13 protein-coding genes are annotated in these 15,784 nt (G+C 69.2%); all 13 read right to left on the bottom strand.

Annotated features, from left to right (window positions below):
• Positions 1-110: 110 nt before the first annotated feature.
• From nuoN to KWI83_RS15065, 13 genes are read right to left on the bottom strand one after another with little or no spacing between them, the layout of a single operon-like run.
• The gene (nuoN, locus tag KWI83_RS15125) at positions 111-1,760 is read right to left on the bottom strand and encodes an NADH-quinone oxidoreductase subunit NuoN (RefSeq protein WP_218514890.1); all 1,650 of its coding nucleotides are present in this window, start codon (positions 1,758-1,760) and stop codon (positions 111-113) included.
• Positions 1,757-3,328 carry an NADH-quinone oxidoreductase subunit M gene (locus KWI83_RS15120; RefSeq protein WP_218514889.1) on the bottom strand — a complete coding sequence of 524 codons (1,572 nt, stop codon included), beginning with the start codon at positions 3,326-3,328 and terminating at the stop codon, positions 1,757-1,759. Before KWI83_RS15120 ends, nuoN begins: the two co-directional genes overlap by 4 nt.
• Before the next feature lie 5 nt (positions 3,329-3,333).
• Complete coding sequence (nuoL, locus tag KWI83_RS15115) at positions 3,334-5,298, bottom strand: NADH-quinone oxidoreductase subunit L (RefSeq protein ID WP_218514888.1); 1,965 nt, start codon at positions 5,296-5,298, stop codon at positions 3,334-3,336.
• Positions 5,299-5,310: 12 nt separating this feature from the next.
• Entirely contained in the window at positions 5,311-5,610 is a 300-nt protein-coding gene (nuoK, locus tag KWI83_RS15110; RefSeq protein WP_171112534.1) for an NADH-quinone oxidoreductase subunit NuoK, read from the bottom strand.
• Positions 5,607-6,449, bottom strand: coding sequence for an NADH-quinone oxidoreductase subunit J (locus tag KWI83_RS15105; RefSeq protein WP_218514887.1), 843 nt, complete (start codon positions 6,447-6,449; stop codon positions 5,607-5,609). The genes nuoK and KWI83_RS15105 overlap by 4 nt, the downstream gene beginning before the upstream one ends.
• On the bottom strand, positions 6,446-7,087 hold the full coding sequence (gene nuoI / locus KWI83_RS15100; protein ID WP_218514886.1) for an NADH-quinone oxidoreductase subunit NuoI: 642 nt from the start codon (positions 7,085-7,087) through the stop codon (positions 6,446-6,448). The genes KWI83_RS15105 and nuoI overlap by 4 nt, the downstream gene beginning before the upstream one ends.
• Positions 7,080-8,456 (bottom strand): NADH-quinone oxidoreductase subunit NuoH, encoded by a 1,377-nt coding sequence (gene nuoH, locus KWI83_RS15095; protein ID WP_218514885.1) that lies wholly within the window; start codon positions 8,454-8,456, stop codon positions 7,080-7,082. Before nuoH ends, nuoI begins: the two co-directional genes overlap by 8 nt.
• Positions 8,453-10,957, bottom strand: a complete 2,505-nt coding sequence (locus tag KWI83_RS15090; protein ID WP_218514884.1) for an NADH-quinone oxidoreductase subunit G — start codon at positions 10,955-10,957, stop codon at positions 8,453-8,455. Before KWI83_RS15090 ends, nuoH begins: the two co-directional genes overlap by 4 nt.
• Positions 10,954-12,303, bottom strand: a complete 1,350-nt coding sequence (gene nuoF, locus KWI83_RS15085) for an NADH-quinone oxidoreductase subunit NuoF (protein ID WP_256362302.1) — start codon at positions 12,301-12,303, stop codon at positions 10,954-10,956. The genes KWI83_RS15090 and nuoF overlap by 4 nt, the downstream gene beginning before the upstream one ends.
• Positions 12,303-13,175 carry an NADH-quinone oxidoreductase subunit NuoE gene (nuoE, locus tag KWI83_RS15080; protein WP_218514882.1) on the bottom strand — a complete coding sequence of 291 codons (873 nt, stop codon included), beginning with the start codon at positions 13,173-13,175 and terminating at the stop codon, positions 12,303-12,305. Before nuoE ends, nuoF begins: the two co-directional genes overlap by 1 nt.
• A complete protein-coding gene (locus KWI83_RS15075) occupies positions 13,172-14,494 on the bottom strand; it encodes an NADH-quinone oxidoreductase subunit D (protein WP_218514881.1) in 1,323 nt (440 codons plus the stop codon). Before KWI83_RS15075 ends, nuoE begins: the two co-directional genes overlap by 4 nt.
• Positions 14,491-15,231 (bottom strand): NADH-quinone oxidoreductase subunit C, encoded by a 741-nt coding sequence (locus KWI83_RS15070; protein ID WP_218514880.1) that lies wholly within the window; start codon positions 15,229-15,231, stop codon positions 14,491-14,493. Before KWI83_RS15070 ends, KWI83_RS15075 begins: the two co-directional genes overlap by 4 nt.
• Positions 15,228-15,782, bottom strand: a complete 555-nt coding sequence (locus tag KWI83_RS15065) for an NADH-quinone oxidoreductase subunit B family protein (RefSeq protein ID WP_043442859.1) — start codon at positions 15,780-15,782, stop codon at positions 15,228-15,230. Before KWI83_RS15065 ends, KWI83_RS15070 begins: the two co-directional genes overlap by 4 nt.
• Between the last annotated feature and the right edge of the window lie 2 nt (positions 15,783-15,784).

The following is a 15,784-nucleotide window of genomic DNA, read 5'->3' as shown; positions in this document are numbered from 1 at the left end:
CTCCCCTCCGCAACCGATCACACGTACGACCGCAACGGTCGGCACAGGCGACAGAGCGGCCCTCCCCGACAATCGGGGAGGGCCGCCAAGGACACCAGGCGCCGGGATCGTCAGCGCACAAACACCCCTGCGCTCCCAGCCAGATCCAGGAAGTACTGCGGCGCCACACCCAACACCAGCGTGACCGCCACGCCCACCCCGATCGCCGTCACCGTCAACGGCGACGGCACCGCCACCGTCGGCCCCTCCGGCTTCGGATCGCTGAAGAACATCAGCACGATCACCCGGATGTAGAAGAACGCGGCGATCGCCGACGAGATCACGCCGATCACCACCAGCGGGACCGCGCCACCCTCCGCCGCCGCCTTGAACACGGCGAACTTCCCGGCGAACCCGGAGGTCAGCGGAATGCCCGCGAAGGCCAGCAGGAAGACCGCGAACACGGCCGCCACCAGCGGCGACCTGCGCCCCAGCCCGGCCCACTTCGACAGGTGCGTCGCCTCGCCGCCCGCGTCCCGCACCAGCGTCACCACCGCGAACGCGCCGATCGTCACGAACGAGTACGCCAGCAGGTAGAAGAGCACCGACGACACACCGTCCGGCGTCGCCGCGATGACACCCGCGAGGATGAATCCGGCGTGCGCGATCGACGAGTACGCCAGCAGCCGCTTGATGTCGGTCTGCGTGATCGCGACGATCGCGCCGCCCAGCATGGTGACGATCGCGACGCCCCACATCACCGGCCGCCAATCCCAGCGCAGGCCGGGCAGCACGACGTACAGGATCCGCAGCAGCGCGCCGAACGCCGCCACCTTCGTCGCCGCCGCCATGAAGCCGGTCACCGGCGTCGGCGCGCCCTGGTACACGTCCGGCGTCCACATGTGGAACGGCACCGCGCCCACCTTGAACAGCAGCCCCATGACGATCAGCGCGGTACCGAGGAGCAGCAGCACGTCGTTGCCCATGGTGTTCGCCAGGGCCGGGGTGATGTCGGTGATGGTGCCGTCGACGACCTGCGCGATCGTGCCGTACGCCATCGAGCCGGAGTAACCGTACAGCAGTGCGATCCCGAACAGCGTGAACGCCGAGGCGAACGCGCCGAGCAGGAAGTACTTGACCGCGGCCTCCTGCGACATCAGCCGCTTGCGGCGGGCCAGCGCGCACATCAGGTACAGCGGCAGCGAGAAGACCTCCAGGGCCACGAACAGCGTCAGCAGGTCGTTGGCCGCGGGGAAGAGCAGCATGCCGGAGACCGCGAAGAGCAGCAGCGGGAAGACCTCGGTGGTGGTGAAACCGGCCTTGACCGCGGCCTTCTCGCTGTCGCTGCCGGGCACGGACGCCGCCTGCGCGGCGAAGGAGTCGACCCGGTTGCCGTGCGCGGCCGGGTCGAGCCGCCGCTCGGCGAAGGTGAACAGGCCGACCAGCCCGGCCAGCAGGATCGTGCCCTGCAGGAACAGCGCCGGTCCGTCGACCGCGATCGCGCCCATCGCCGCGATCTGTGCCTTCGTGGTGCCGTATCCGTTCGCCGCGAGGGCGACGACCGCGGCGAAACCGGCGGCCAGCCCCACGGCGGACAGGAAGATCTGCGTGTAGTAACGGGACTTGCGCGGTACGAACGCCTCGACCAGCACCCCGAGGATCGCCGCGCCGATCACGATCAGCAGGGGCGACAGCTGGGCGTATTCGATCTTCGGCGCGTCGATGTTGCCGATGGGCTCGGCCGCGGTTGTCCACAGGCTGTGGACGGCTGTTGCGCTCACTTGGCCGCCTCCACCTCGGGCCGGGGGTCCTGCTTCTGAACGTCGGACATGGTCTGCTTCACCGCCGGGTTGACGATGTCCGTGACAGGCTTCGGGTAGACGCCCAGGAAGATCAGCAACGCGACCAGCGGGGCGACCACCACGAGTTCACGGACCCGGAGATCGGGCATCGCGGAGACCTCCGGCTTCACCGGGCCCGTCATCGTCCGCTGGTAGAGGACGAGGGTGTAGAGCGCGGCGAGCACGATGCCGAAGGTGGCGATGATGCCGATCACCGGATAGCGCGCGAACGTGCCGACCAGGACCAGGAATTCACTGACGAAGGGTGCGAGCCCGGGCAGCGACAGGGTCGCCAGGCCGCCGACCAGGAAGGTGCCGGCGAGCACCGGGGCGACCTTCTGGACACCGCCGTAGTCCGCGATGAGCCGCGAGCCGCGCCGCGAGATCAGGAAGCCGGCCACCAGCATCAGCGCGGCCGTCGAGATCCCGTGGTTGACCATGTACAGCGTCGCGCCGGACTGGCCCTGGCTGGTCATCGCGAAGATGCCCATGATGATGAAGCCGAAGTGCGAGATCGACGCGTACGCGATCAGGCGCTTCATGTCGCGCTGGCCGACCGCGAGCAGCGCCCCGTAGACGATGCTGACGAGTGCCAGTACGAGGATCACCGGCGTCGCCCACTTGCTCGCCTCCGGGAACAGCTGGAGGCAGAAGCGGAGCATCGCGAAGGTGCCCACCTTGTCCACGACCGCCGTGATGAGCACGGCGACCGGGGCGGTGGACTCCTGCATGGCGTTGGGCAGCCAGGTGTGCAGCGGCCACAGCGGCGCCTTCACCGCGAAGGCGAAGAAGAAGCCGAGGAACAGCCAGCGTTCGGTGCTGGTCGCCATCTCCAGCGAGCCGTTGGCCCGGGCCTCGGCGATCTCGGTGAGGGAGAAGTTCCCGGCGACCACATAGAGGCCGATCACCGCGGCCAGCATGATCAGACCGCCGACCAGGTTGTAGAGCAGGAACTTCACGGCCGCGTACGACCGTTGCGTCGACGCCACCTGCTCGCCGTGCTCGTGGGCGCGGTCCCCGAAGCCTCCGATGAGGAAGTACATCGGGATGAGCATGGCCTCGAAGAAGATGTAGAAGAGGAAGACGTCGGTGGCCTCGAAGGAGAGGATCACCATCGCCTCGACGGCCAGGATCAGGGCGAAGAAGCCCTGTGTGGGCCGCCACCGCTTGCTGCCGGTCTCCAGCGGGTCGGCGTCGTGCCAGCCCGCGAGGATGATGAACGGGATCAGCAGCGCCGTGAGCGCGATGAGCGCCACCGCGATGCCGTCCACGCCCAGCTCGTACCGGACGCCGAAGTCGGCGATCCAGGGGTGCGATTCGGTGAGCTGGTAACGCGCGCCGTCCGGGTCGAAGCGGATCAGGATCGTGATGGCGAGGGCGAGCGTGGCGAGCGAGACGAGCAGCGCCAGCCACTTGGCGGCGGTGCGCCGCGCGGCCGGGACGGCGGCCGTGGCGATCGCACCGAGCGCCGGGAGCACCGCCGTCGCTGTCAGCAGAGGAAAGGACATCGGTATCAGACCGCCCTCATCAGCAGGGTCGCGGCGACGAGGACCGCCGCGCCGCCGAACATCGAGACCGCGTACGACCGCGCGAAGCCGCTCTGCAGCTTGCGCATCCGTCCGGACAGGCCGCCGACCGAGGCCGCCGTGCCGTTGACGACTCCGTCGACCAGGGTGTGGTCGACGTACACCAGGGACCGCGTGAGGTGCTCGCCGCCGCGGACCAGGACGACATGGTTGAAGTCGTCCTGGAGCAGGTCGCGGCGGGCGGCCCGGGTGAGCAGCGATCCGCGCGGGGCGACGACCGGGACCGGGCGGCGGCCGTACTGCGCGTACGCGATCGCCACGCCGATCACCATCACGGCCACCGTGGACAGCGTCACCGTCAGCGCGCTGACCGGCGGACTCCCGTGGTCATGGCCGGTGACCGGCTCCAGCCAGTGCACGAACCGGTCGCCGATGCTGAAGAACGCGCCGCCGAAGACCGAGCCGACGGCCAGCAGGATCATCGGGATCGTCATGATCTTGGGCGACTCGTGCGGGTGCGGCTCGGCGTGCTCGCCCCGCGTCTCGGCGGCGGGCTCCACGCTGGGCTCGGCCGGGGACGGGGTCGGGGCGTGCCGCCAGCGTTCTTCTCCGAAGAACGTCAGCAGCATCACGCGCGTCATGTAGTACGCCGTGATGGCCGCGCCCAGCAGGGCACAGCCGCCGAGGATCCAGCCTTCGGTGCCGCCCTTGGCGAACGCCGCCTCGATGATCTTGTCCTTGGAGAAGAAGCCGGACAGGCCCGGGAAGCCGATGATCGCGAGGTACCCGAGGCCGAAGGTGACGAAGGTGATCGGCATGTACTTGCGCAGGCCGCCGTAGCGGCGCATGTCGACCTCGTCGTTCATGCCGTGCATCACGGACCCCGCGCCGAGGAACAGCCCGGCCTTGAAGAAGCCGTGTGTCACCAGGTGCATGATCGCGAAGACGTAGCCGATGGGGCCGAGGCCGGCGGCAAGGGTCATGTAGCCGATCTGCGACATGGTCGAGCCGGCCAGCGCCTTCTTGATGTCGTCCTTGGCGCAACCGACGATGGCACCGAACAGGAGCGTGACGGCACCGACGATCGTGACGACGAGTTGCGCGTCGGGCGCGGCGTTGAAGAGGGCGCCGGAGCGGACGATCAGGTACACGCCCGCCGTCACCATCGTCGCGGCGTGGATCAGGGCCGAGACCGGGGTCGGGCCCTCCATCGCGTCCCCGAGCCAGGACTGCAGCGGCACCTGGGCGGACTTGCCGCAGGCGGCGAGCAGCAGCATCAGGCCGATCGCGGTGAGCATGCCCTCGGAGGTGTCGCCCACGAGGCCCGGCTCTTCGTGGCTGCCGAGCACCGGCCCGAAGGCGAAGGTGCCGAACGTCGTGAACATCAGCATGATCGCGATCGACAGGCCCATGTCGCCGACGCGGTTGACCAGGAAGGCCTTCTTCGCGGCGGTGGCGGCGCTGGGCTTGTGCTGCCAGAAGCCGATCAGCAGGTAGGAGGCGAGACCGACGCCCTCCCAGCCGACGTACAGCAGCAGGTAGTTGTCGGCGAGGACGAGCAGCAGCATCGCCGCGAGGAACAGGTTCAGGTAGCCGAAGAAGCGGCGGCGCCGCTCGTCGTGCTCCATGTACCCGACCGAGTAGAGGTGGATCAGCGAGCCGACGCCGGTGATCAGCAGCACGAACGTCATCGACAGCTGGTCCAGCCGGAAGGCGACGTCGGCCTGGAAGCCCTCGACGGGGATCCAGCTGAACAGGTGCTGGGTCAGCGTCCGGTGTTCCGCGTCCTTGCCCAGCAGGTCGGCGAAGAGGACCGCGCCGAGGGCGAAGGAGGCGAACGCGAGGACCGTGCCGATCCAGTGGCCGACGGCGTCGAGCCGCCGGCCGCCGCACAGCAGGACGGCCGCTCCGAGCAGGGGCGCCGCGATCAGCAGCGCAATCAGGTTCTCCACTTCAGCGACCCCTTAGAGCTTCATCAGACTGGCGTCGTCGACCGAGGCCGAGTGGCGGGAACGGAACAGCGAGACGATGATCGCGAGCCCGACCACGACCTCCGCCGCGGCGACGACCATCGTGAAGAACGCGATGATCTGGCCGTCGAGGTTGCCGTGCATCCGGGCGAAGGCGACGAACGCGAGGTTGCAGGCGTTGAGCATCAGCTCGATGCACATGAACAGCACGATCGCGTTCCGCCGGATCAGCACGCCGGTCGCGCCGATCGTGAACAGCAGGGCGGCGAGATAGAGGTAGTTGACGGGGTTCACTTCGACGCCTCCTCGGCCCGCTTGAACGTCGGCGGCTCGATCGCTTTCCGCTCCAGCCGGTCCTCCGCCCGCTGTTCGAGGGCCCGCAGGTCGTTGAGCGCCTCGGTGGACACGTCCCGGATCTGGCCACGCTCGCGCAGCGTCTTGCTGACCGTCAGGTCGGACGGGGTGCCGTCGGGCAGCAGGCCCGCGATGTCCACGGCGTTGTGCCGCGCATACACACCGGGCGCCGGCAGCGGCGGTACGTACGTCCCCTCACGCACGCGCTGCTCGGACAGCTCGCGCTGGGTCCTGGCGCGCTCGGTGCGCTCCCGGTGGGTGAGCACCATGGCGCCGACGGCGGCCGTGATCAGCAGCACGCCGGTGAGTTCGAAGGCGAAGACGTACCTGGTGAAGATGAGGGCGGCGAGGCCCTCCACATTGCCGCTCGCGTTGGCCTGGCCGATGCCGTTGAACTCCGTCAGCGACGCGTTGCCGATGCCCCCGACGAGCAGGAGGCCGAAGCCGAGGCCACAGAGCAGGGCCAGCCAGCGCTGGCCCTTGATGGTCTCCTTCAGGGAGTCCGCCGCGGTGACACCGACCAGCATCACCACGAACAGGAACAGCATCATGATCGCGCCGGTGTAGACGATGATCTGCACCACGCCCAGGAAGTAGGCGCCGTTCGCGAGGTAGAACACCGCCAGAATGATCATGGTGGCGGCCAGGCAGAGCGCGCTGTGCACGGCCCTCTTCATGAAGACGGTGCACAGGGCGCCGATCACCGCGACCGTGCCGAGGATCCAGAACTGGACGGCCTCTCCGGTCGAGGTGGTGTAGGCGGCGAGCTGGGTGGTCATCGGCCGATCACCTTCTCCGAGGCGGGCTCGTCCTCACCGAAGGTCGAGGCCGCCTCCTGGGGCGTCTCGCCGTTGGAGACGGCGACCTGACGCACCGTGCCGGGCGCGGCCTCCGTCACCAGGCCCCGGTAGTAGTCCTGTTCGTCCATCCCCGGGTAGATGGCGTGCGGCGTGTCGACCATGCCCTCTTCGAGGCCGGCCAGCAGCTGCTCCTTGGTGTAGATGAGGTTGGCGCGGCTGGAGTCGGCGAGCTCGAAGTCGTTCGTCATGGTCAACGCGCGCGTGGGGCACGCCTCGATGCACAGGCCGCACAGGATGCAGCGGGCGTAGTTGATCTGGTACACGCGCCCGTACCGCTCGCCCGGCGAGTAGCGCTCCTCGTCGGTGTTGTCCGCGCCCTCCACATAGATGGCGTCGGCGGGGCAGGCCCAGGCGCACAGCTCGCAGCCGATGCACTTCTCCAGGCCGTCCGGATGGCGGTTGAGCTGGTGCCGTCCGTGGAACCGGGGTGCCGTGGTCTTCTGCTGCTCCGGGTACTGCTCGGTCAGCCGCTTCTTGAACATGGCCTTGAAGGTCACGCCGAAGCCGGCCACTGGGTTCTGGAAACCGGGCTTGGTCTCCTTGGGCTCCTCAGCCATCGGACGCCTCCTTTCCATCCGTAGATCCCCCCAGAGATCCATCACTCTGAGTATCGGGCCCACCACTGACAATCAGCTCCCGCTCCCGGCGCGAGCGGCGCCTCGGCACCGGTGGCAGCTGCTGCCCGGGCAGCGGCGGCACGGGGAACCCACCGGCCATCGGGTCGAAGGCGGGCTGCTGGACGGCCGGTTCGGGCGCGGTCTTGGCACGCTCGCGGAAGAAGTCCACGACGAAGGAGAGCAGCAGCAGGGTGAGGACGCCGCCACCGACGTAGAAGGCGATGTCGGCGAAGGCGTAGCCCTCGTTCCGCAGGACCCGCACGCCGGCGACGAGCATCAGCCACACGAGCGAGACCGGGATGAGGACCTTCCAGCCGAGCTTCATCAGCTGGTCGTAGCGGACCCGCGGGAGCGTGCCACGCAGCCAGATGAAGAAGAACAGCAGCAGCTGCACCTTGACGACGAACCAGAGCATCGGCCACCAGCCGTGGTTCGCGCCCTCCCAGAAGGTGCTGATCGGCCAGGGCGCCCGCCAGCCGCCCAGGAAGAGCGTCACGGACACGGCCGCGACGGTGACCATGTTGACGTACTCGGCGAGCATGAACATCGCGAACTTGATCGACGAGTACTCGGTGTTGAACCCGCCGACCAGGTCACCCTCGGACTCCGGCATGTCGAACGGGGCGCGGTTGGTCTCACCGACCATCGTCACGACGTAGACCAGGAACGAGACCGGCAGCAGGATCACGAACCAGCGGTCCGCCTGCGCGTCGACGATCGCCGACGTCGACATCGAGCCCGAGTAGAGGAACACCGACGCGAAGGCGGCGCCCATGGCGATCTCGTAGGAGATCATCTGCGCGCAGGACCGCAGACCGCCGAGCAGCGGATAGGTGGATCCAGAACTCCAACCCGCCAGCACGATGCCGTAGATGCCGACCGAGGCGACCGCGAGGATGTACAGCATCGCGATCGGCAGGTCGGTCAGCTGCATCGTGGTGCGCTGGCCGAAGATCGAGATCTCGTTGCCGGGGGGCCCGAACGGGATCACCGCGACCGCCATGAAGGCCGGGATGGCCGCGACGATCGGCGCGAGGACGTAGACCACCTTGTCCGCGCGCTTGACGACAAGGTCCTCCTTGAGCATCAGCTTCACACCGTCGGCGAGCGACTGGAGCATGCCCCAGGGGCCGTGCCGGTTGGGGCCGATGCGCAGCTGCATCCAGGCGACGACCTTGCGCTCCCAGACGATGGAGAACAGCACGGTCACCATCAGGAAGGCGAAGCAGAAGACCGCCTTGACGGCGATCAGCCACCACGGGTCGCGGCCGAACATGGAGAGGTCTTCAGCGGCGAGGTACGGGCTCATGCCTCCACCTCCTTGGGGGCCTCACCGGCGGGTGTCGCCGGGCCGATGCGGACGAGGGAGCCGGGCAGCGCCCCGGTGTCGGAGGCGACGCCCCCGCCGACCGAGTTCAGCGGCAGCCAGACCACGCGGTCGGGCATCTCGGTGATCTGAAGCGGCAGCCGGACGCTACCGGCGGGTCCGGTCACGGCGAGCACATCGCCCTCCGTGACTCCCGCCTCGGCGGCCGTGGCGGGCGACACGCGCGCGCGTGCGGCGTGCCGCGTCCCGGCGAGCGCCTCGTCGCCCTCCTGCAGCCGGCCCTGGTCGAGCAGCAGCCGGTGCCCGGCGAGTACGGCCTCCCCGGCGGCCGGCCGCGGCAGCGGGCCCGCGCTCTCCAGCGGCTCGGTGGCCCGCGGCCCGTCCCAGGCGCCGAGCCGGTCCAGCTCCGCGCGCGTGGTCCGCAGATCCGGCAGCCCCAGGTGGACGTCCATGGCGTCGGCCAGCATCTGCAGTACGCGCCCGTCGGTGGGCGTCGGCGGGCGGGTCATGTGGTCGGGTTTGAGCGCGGCCTCGAAGAAGCGGACCCGGCCCTCCCAGTTGAGGAAGGCGCCCGCCTTCTCGGCGACCGCGGCGACCGGCAGGACCACGTCCGCGAGTGCCGTGACCTCGCTGGGCCGCTGTTCCAGCGACACCAGGAAGCCGACCTCGCCGAGCGCCTCACGCACGCGTGCCGGGTCGGGCAGGTCCGCGACCTCCACACCGGCCACCAGCAGCGCCTGCAGTTCACCGGTCGCGGCGGCCTCGACCATCTGGCCGGTGTCACGGCCGTAGCGGATCGGGAGTTCGGCGACGCCCCAGGCAGCCGCGACCTCCTCCCGCGCGCGCGGGTCGGTCGCCGGGCGTCCGCCCGGCAGCAGCGACGGCAGCGCGCCCGCCTCGATCGCGCCGCGCTCCCCGGCCCGCCGCGGGATCCACACCAGCCGTGCGCCGGTCGCGTTCGCGGCCCGTGCGGCGGCGGTGAGGCCACCGGGCACCCCGGCCAGCCGCTCGCCCACGACGATCACCGCGCCCTCGGTGCGCAGCGCCTCGGCGGCCAGCGCACCGTCCTCCTCCAGGCCGACGCCGCTCGCGAGCGCGTCCAGCCATTCGGTCTCGGTGCCGGGAGCGGCGGGCAGCAGCGTGCCGCCGGCCTTCTCCAGACCGCGCGTGCTGTGCGTGGCCAGTGAGAACACCTTCTGCCCGTGCTTGCGCCAGGCCTTGCGCAGCCGCAGGAAGACGCCGGGCGCCTCCTCCTCCGACTCGAACCCGGCCAGCAGGACGGCGGGCGCCTTCTCCAGGAAGGTGTACGTGACGCCCGTACCGTCGAGGTCGCGGCCGCGGCCGGCGACCCATGCCGCGAGGAAGTCGGCTTCCTCGCCGCTGTGCACGCGCGCGCGGAAGTCGATGTCGTTGGTGTCGAGCGCCACGCGCGCGAACTTGCTGTAGGCGTAGGCGTCTTCGACGGTGAGCCGGCCGCCGGTCAGGACACCGGTGCGGCCGCGCGAGGCGAGCAGTCCCTGGGCGGCGATCTGCAACGCCTCCGGCCAGGAGGCGGGCTCCAGCTCGCCCTCGGCGTTGCGCAGCAGCGGGGTGTCCAGGCGGTCCTTCAGCTGCGCGTACCGGAACGCGAAGCGCCCCTTGTCGCAGATCCACTCCTCGTTGACCTCGGGGTCGTTCGCCGCGAGCCGCCGCATGACCTTGCCGCGCCGGTGGTCGGTGCGGGTGGCGCAGCCGCCGGAGCAGTGCTCGCAGACGCTCGGCGAGGAGACCAGGTCGAACGGGCGGGAGCGGAAGCGGTACGCCGCCGAGGTGAGGGCGCCGACCGGGCAGATCTGGATGGTGTTCCCGGAGAAGTACGACTCGAAGGGGTCGCCCTCGCCGGTGCCCACCTGCTGCAGCGCGCCCCGCTCCAGCAGCTCGATCATCGGGTCGCCCGCGATCTGGTTGGAGAACCGGGTGCAGCGCGCGCACAGCACACACCGCTCACGGTCCAGCAGCACCTGCGTGGAGATCGGGACCGGCTTCTCGAAGGTCCGCTTCCTGCCCTCGAACCGGGACTCGGCGTTGCCGTGGGACATCGCCTGGTTCTGCAGCGGGCACTCGCCGCCCTTGTCGCAGACCGGGCAGTCCAGCGGGTGGTTGATGAGCAGCAGCTCCATCACACCGTGCTGTGCCTTCTCGGCGACCGGCGAGGTCAGGTGGGTCTTCACCACCATCCCGTCGGTGCAGGTGATGGTGCAGGACGCCATGGGCTTGCGCTGGCCCTCGACCTCGACGATGCACTGGCGGCAGGCGCCGGCGGGGTCGAGGAGGGGATGGTCGCAGAACCGCGGGATCTCGATGCCGAGTTGCTCGGCGGCCCGGATGACCAGGGTGCCCTTGGGCACGCTGATCTCGATGCCGTCGATCGTCAGCGTGACGAGGTCTTCCCGCGGAACCGCCGCCTCTCCCCCGCCGGAGGGAGCGCTCGTGGTCACAGTCATGCGTTCACCTCCGTACGGTGGTCGGCCCAGGCCGTGGACTTGGCCGGGTCGAAGGGGCAGCCACGGCCCGTGATGTGCTCCTCGTACTCCTCACGGAAGTACTTCAGCGAGGAGAAGATCGGCGAGGCGGCACCGTCGCCGAGGGCGCAGAAGGACTTGCCGTTGATGTTGTCGGCGATGTCGTTCAGCTTGTCGAGGTCGGACATGACGCCCTTGCCGGCCTCGATGTCCCGCAGCAACTGCACCAGCCAGTACGTCCCTTCGCGGCAGGGCGTGCACTTGCCGCAGGACTCGTGGGCGTAGAACTCGGTCCAGCGGGTGACGGCGCGGACGACGCAGGTCGTCTCGTCGAAGCACTGCAGGGCTTTGGTGCCGAGCATGGAACCCGCGGCGCCCACTCCTTCGTAGTCAAGGGGGACGTCGAGGTGCTCGTCGGTGAGCAACGGCGTCGAGGAGCCGCCCGGCGTCCAGAACTTCAGCCGGTGGCCGGGCCGCATCCCGCCGCTCATGTCGAGGAGCTGGCGCAGGGTGATGCCGAGCGGCGCCTCGTACTGGCCGGGGCTCGCGACGTGACCGCTGAGCGAGTAGAGCGTGAAGCCGGGCGACTTCTCGCTGCCCATCGACCTGAACCATTCCTTGCCGTTTTTCAGAATGGCGGGAACCGAGGCGATCGACTCGACGTTGTTCACCACAGTCGGGCACGCGTAGAGGCCCGCGACAGCAGGGAAGGGGGGACGAAGCCGCGGTTGACCCCGGCGGCCTTCGAGCGAGTCGAGCAGTGCAGTTTCCTCACCGCAGATGTACGCGCCCGCGCCGGCGTGCACCGTGATGTCGAGGTCGAGCCCACTGCCCAGGATGTTCTTGCCGAGGTAGCCCGCCGCGTAGGCCTCAGCGACGGCTGAGTGCAACCGCCGCAGTACGGGGACGACTTCACCACGCAGGTAGATGAAGGCATGCGACGACCTGATGGCATAGCACGCGATGATCATGCCCTCGATGAGGCTGTGCGGGTTCGCGAAGAGGAGCGGGATGTCCTTGCAGGTACCGGGCTCCGATTCGTCGGCGTTGACAACTAGATAGTGCGGTTTTCCATCACCCTGGGGAATGAACTGCCATTTCATTCCCGTGGGGAAACCGGCCCCGCCCCGGCCACGCAGCCCGGAGTCCTTGACGTACGCGATCACGTCGTCGGGCGTCATGGCGAGCGCCTTGCGAAGGCCCTCGTAGCCCTCGTGCCGTCGGTAGACGTCCAGCGTCCAGGACCCGTCCTCGTCCCAGAAGGCCGACAGCACCGGTGCGAGCAGCTTCTCGGGGCTGGGGTCCTTCAGCTCGGGTGCCAACGTCATCACTCCCCCTCCTCGGCGATAGGCCCGGCCGGGTGGGCGGGGTCGGATGCCGATGTTTTCTGCGGCGCGTCGTGCGAGCTGAGGTGCTCCGCCGGTGACGGCTCGTGGACGGCCCGGTCCTGCGGCTCGTCGTCCGGGCCGCCCTCCCGCGGGTGGACCACGCGCGCGGGTGCGGTCTCTCCCCTGGCCAGGCGGAGACCCACCAGTGACGCCGGTCCCGCGCTGCCCGTGGCCTCGACGGCCCCGGCTCGCTCGTCGGGGAAGCCCGCCAGAATCCGGGCGGTCTCCTTGAACGTGCACAGCGGCGCCCCGCGGGTCGGCTCGACCCGTGCTCCCGCGCGCAGGTCGTCCACCAGGCGCTTCGCGGTCTGAACGGTCTGGTTGTCGAAGAACTCCCAGTTGACCATCACGACCGGCGCGAAGTCGCAGGCCGCGTTGCACTCGATGTGCTCCAGGGTGATCTTGCCGTCGTCTGTGGTCTCACCGTTGCCGACGCCGAGGTGCTCCTGGAGCGCCTCGAAGATCGCGTCACCGCCCATCACCGCGCACAGGGTGTTGGTGCACACGCCCACCTGGTAGTCGCCGCTCGGCCTGCGCCGGTACATGGTGTAGAAGGTGGCGACCGCGGTGACCTCGGCCGTGGTCAGGTCGAGCATGTCCGCGCAGAACTGCATCCCGGTGCGCGAGACATGGCCCTCCTCCGACTGCACCAGATGCAGCAGCGGCAGCAGGGCGGACCGGGAGTCCGGGTAGCGGGCGATGATCTCGCGCGCGTCCCGCTCCAGCCGGGCTCGAACGTCGTCCGGGTAGCCGGGCGCGGGCAGCTCTGGCATGCCCAGGCTGACGCCCCGCTCCGAAGAAGAGGTGGTCACCGGTCGACGCCTCCCATCACGGGGTCGATGGACGCGACGGCGACGATGACGTCGGCGACCTGGCCGCCCTCGCACATCGCCGCCATGGCTTGCAGGTTGGTGAAGGACGGGTCGCGGAAGTGGACCCGGTAGGGACGGGTGCCGCCGTCGGAGACGGCGTGCACTCCCAGCTCCCCCTTGGGTGACTCGACCGCCGTGTACGCCTGTCCCGGCGGGACGCGGAAGCCCTCGGTCACCAGCTTGAAGTGGTGGATCAGGGCCTCCATGGAGGTACCCATGATCTTCTTGATGTGGTCCAGGGAGTTGCCCAGTCCGTCCGGCCCCAGGGCGAGCTGGGCGGGCCAGGCGATCTTCTTGTCGGCGACCATGACCGGCCCGGGCTGCAGCCGGTCCAGGCACTGCTCGACGATCCTGAGCGACTGGCGCATCTCCTCCAGGCGGATCAGGAAGCGGCCGTAGGAGTCGCAGGTGTCGGCGGTCGGGACGTCGAAGTCGTATGTCTCGTAGCCGCAGTACGGCTGGGCCTTGCGCAGGTCGTGCGGCAGGCCGGTGGCGCGCAGGATCGGGCCGGTGGCGCCGAGGGCCATGCAGCCGGCCAGGTCGAGGTAGCCGATGTCCTGCATGCGGGCCTTGAAGATGGGGTTCCCGGTGGCGAGCTTGTCGTACTCCGGGAGGTTCTTCTTCATCTTCTTGACGAACTCGCGGATCTGGTCCACCGCGCCGGGTGGCAGGTCCTGGGCGAGTCCGCCGGGGCGGATGTACGCGTGGTTCATCCGCAGGCCCGTGATGAGCTCGTAGATGTCGAGAATCATTTCACGATCACGGAATCCGTAGATCATGATCGTGGTGGCGCCGAGTTCCATGCCGCCGGTGGCGATGCACACCAGGTGGGAGGAGAGCCGGTTCAGCTCCATCAGGAGCACCCGGATGATCGTGGCGCGGTCGGGGATCTCGTCCTCGATGCCGAGGAGCTTTTCGACGGCGAGGCAGTAGCCGGTCTCGTTGAAGAAGGACGTCAGGTAATCCATGCGCGTGACGAAGGTGGTGCCCTGCGTCCACGTGCGGAATTCCAGGTTCTTCTCGATGCCGGTGTGCAGATAGCCGATGCCGCACCGGGCCTCGGTGACCGTCTCGCCCTCGATCTCCAGGATCAGCCGGAGCACACCGTGGGTGGAGGGGTGCTGGGGGCCCATGTTGACCACGATGCGCTCGTCGTCGGCGCGGGCCGCGGACTGGACGACCTCGTCCCAGTCGCCACCGGTGACCGTGTAGACAGTGCCCTCGGTGGTCTCGCGCGGAGTTGCGTGCTGCGTGCTCATGAGTACGACCTCCGCTGGTCCGGAGCCGGGATCTGGGCGCCCTTGTACTCGACGGGGATGCCGCCGAGGGGGTAGTCCTTGCGCTGCGGGTGGCCCTGCCAGTCGTCCGGCATCATGATCCGCGTCAGGGCCGGGTGACCGTCGAAGACGATGCCGAAGAAGTCGTAGGTCTCGCGCTCGTGCCAGTCGTTGGTCGGATAGACGGCGACCAGCGACGGGATGTGCGGGTCGCTGTCCGGGGCGCTGACCTCGACGCGGATCAGCCGGTTGTGGGTGATCGAACGCAGGTGGTAGACGGCGTGCAGCTCGCGGCCCTTGTCGTTCAGGTAGTGGACGCCGCTGACGCCGGTGCACAGCTCGAAGCGCAGGGCCGGGTCGTCGCGCAGGGTGCGGGCGACGCGGACCAGGTGCTCGCGCTCGACGTGGAAGGTGAGTTCGTCGCGGTCGACGACCGTCCTCTCGATGGCGTTCTCGGGGAGCAGTCCCTGTTCCTCCAGCGCGCCCTCCAGCTCGTCGGCGACCTCGTCGAACCAGCCGCCGTAGGGGCGGGTGGCCGGCCCCGGCAGCCGGACCGAGCGGACCAGGCCGCCGTAGCCGGAGGTGTCGCCGCCGTTGTTGGCGCCGAACATGCCGCGCTGGACGCGGATCTCCTCACCGCCCTGGCCTCGCTGACCCGGGAGGTTCGACGCGCTGAGGTCCTTCTCGGGGTTGACCCCGTTGCTGTTGGCGTCACTCATCGCAGCAGCCCCTTCATCTCGATCGTCGGCAGGGCCTTGAGCGCCGCTTCCTCCGCCTCCCGGGCCGCCTCCTCGGCGTTCACACCGAGCTTGGAGGTCTGGATCTTGTGGTGGAGCTTGAGGATGGCGTCCATCAGCATCTCCGGCCGGGGCGGACAGCCGGGGAGATAGATGTCGACCGGGACGATGTGGTCGACGCCCTGGACGATGGCGTAGTTGTTGAACATGCCGCCGGAGGACGCGCACACCCCCATGGAGATCACCCACTTGGGGTTCGGCATCTGGTCGTAGACCTGCCGCAGCACCGGCGCCATCTTCTGGCTGACCCGGCCGGCCACGATCATCAGGTCCGCCTGGCGGGGTGACCCGCGGAAGACCTCCATGCCGAACCGGGCGAGGTCGTAACGGCCGGCGCCGGTGGTCATCATCTCGATGGCGCAGCAGGCGAGGCCGAACGTGGCGGGGAAGACGGACGACTTGCGCACCCAGCCCGCGGCCTGCTCGACGGTGGTCAGCAGGAAACCGCTCGGCAGCTTTTCTTCGAGTCCCATGA

It is taken from the genome of Streptomyces sp. TRM70350 (assembly GCF_019219825.1).
GTDB lineage: Bacteria > Actinomycetota > Actinomycetes > Streptomycetales > Streptomycetaceae > Streptomyces.
Note: the sequence above shows the minus strand (reverse complement) of the source record. Positions and strands in the feature narration are given on the sequence as shown.

Bases quoted from the DNA above. Each gene is read 5' to 3' on its own strand.
- KWI83_RS15120 (WP_218514889.1), bottom strand. From the start codon at position 3,328: ATGTCCTTTCCTCTGCTGACAGCGACGGCGGTGCTCCCGGCGCTCGGT.
- KWI83_RS15105 (WP_218514887.1), bottom strand. From the start codon at position 6,449: ATGACCACCCAGCTCGCCGCCTACACCACCTCGACCGGAGAGGCCGTC.
- nuoI (WP_218514886.1), bottom strand. From the start codon at position 7,087: ATGGCTGAGGAGCCCAAGGAGACCAAGCCCGGTTTCCAGAACCCAGTG.
- nuoH (WP_218514885.1), bottom strand. From the start codon at position 8,456: ATGAGCCCGTACCTCGCCGCTGAAGACCTCTCCATGTTCGGCCGCGAC.
- KWI83_RS15090 (WP_218514884.1), bottom strand. From the start codon at position 10,957: ATGACTGTGACCACGAGCGCTCCCTCCGGCGGGGGAGAGGCGGCGGTT.
- nuoF (WP_256362302.1), bottom strand. From the start codon at position 12,303: ATGACGTTGGCACCCGAGCTGAAGGACCCCAGCCCCGAGAAGCTGCTC.
- KWI83_RS15075 (WP_218514881.1), bottom strand. From the start codon at position 14,494: ATGAGCACGCAGCACGCAACTCCGCGCGAGACCACCGAGGGCACTGTC.
- KWI83_RS15070 (WP_218514880.1), bottom strand. From the start codon at position 15,231: ATGAGTGACGCCAACAGCAACGGGGTCAACCCCGAGAAGGACCTCAGC.
- KWI83_RS15065 (WP_043442859.1), bottom strand. From the start codon at position 15,782: ATGGGACTCGAAGAAAAGCTGCCGAGCGGTTTCCTGCTGACCACCGTC.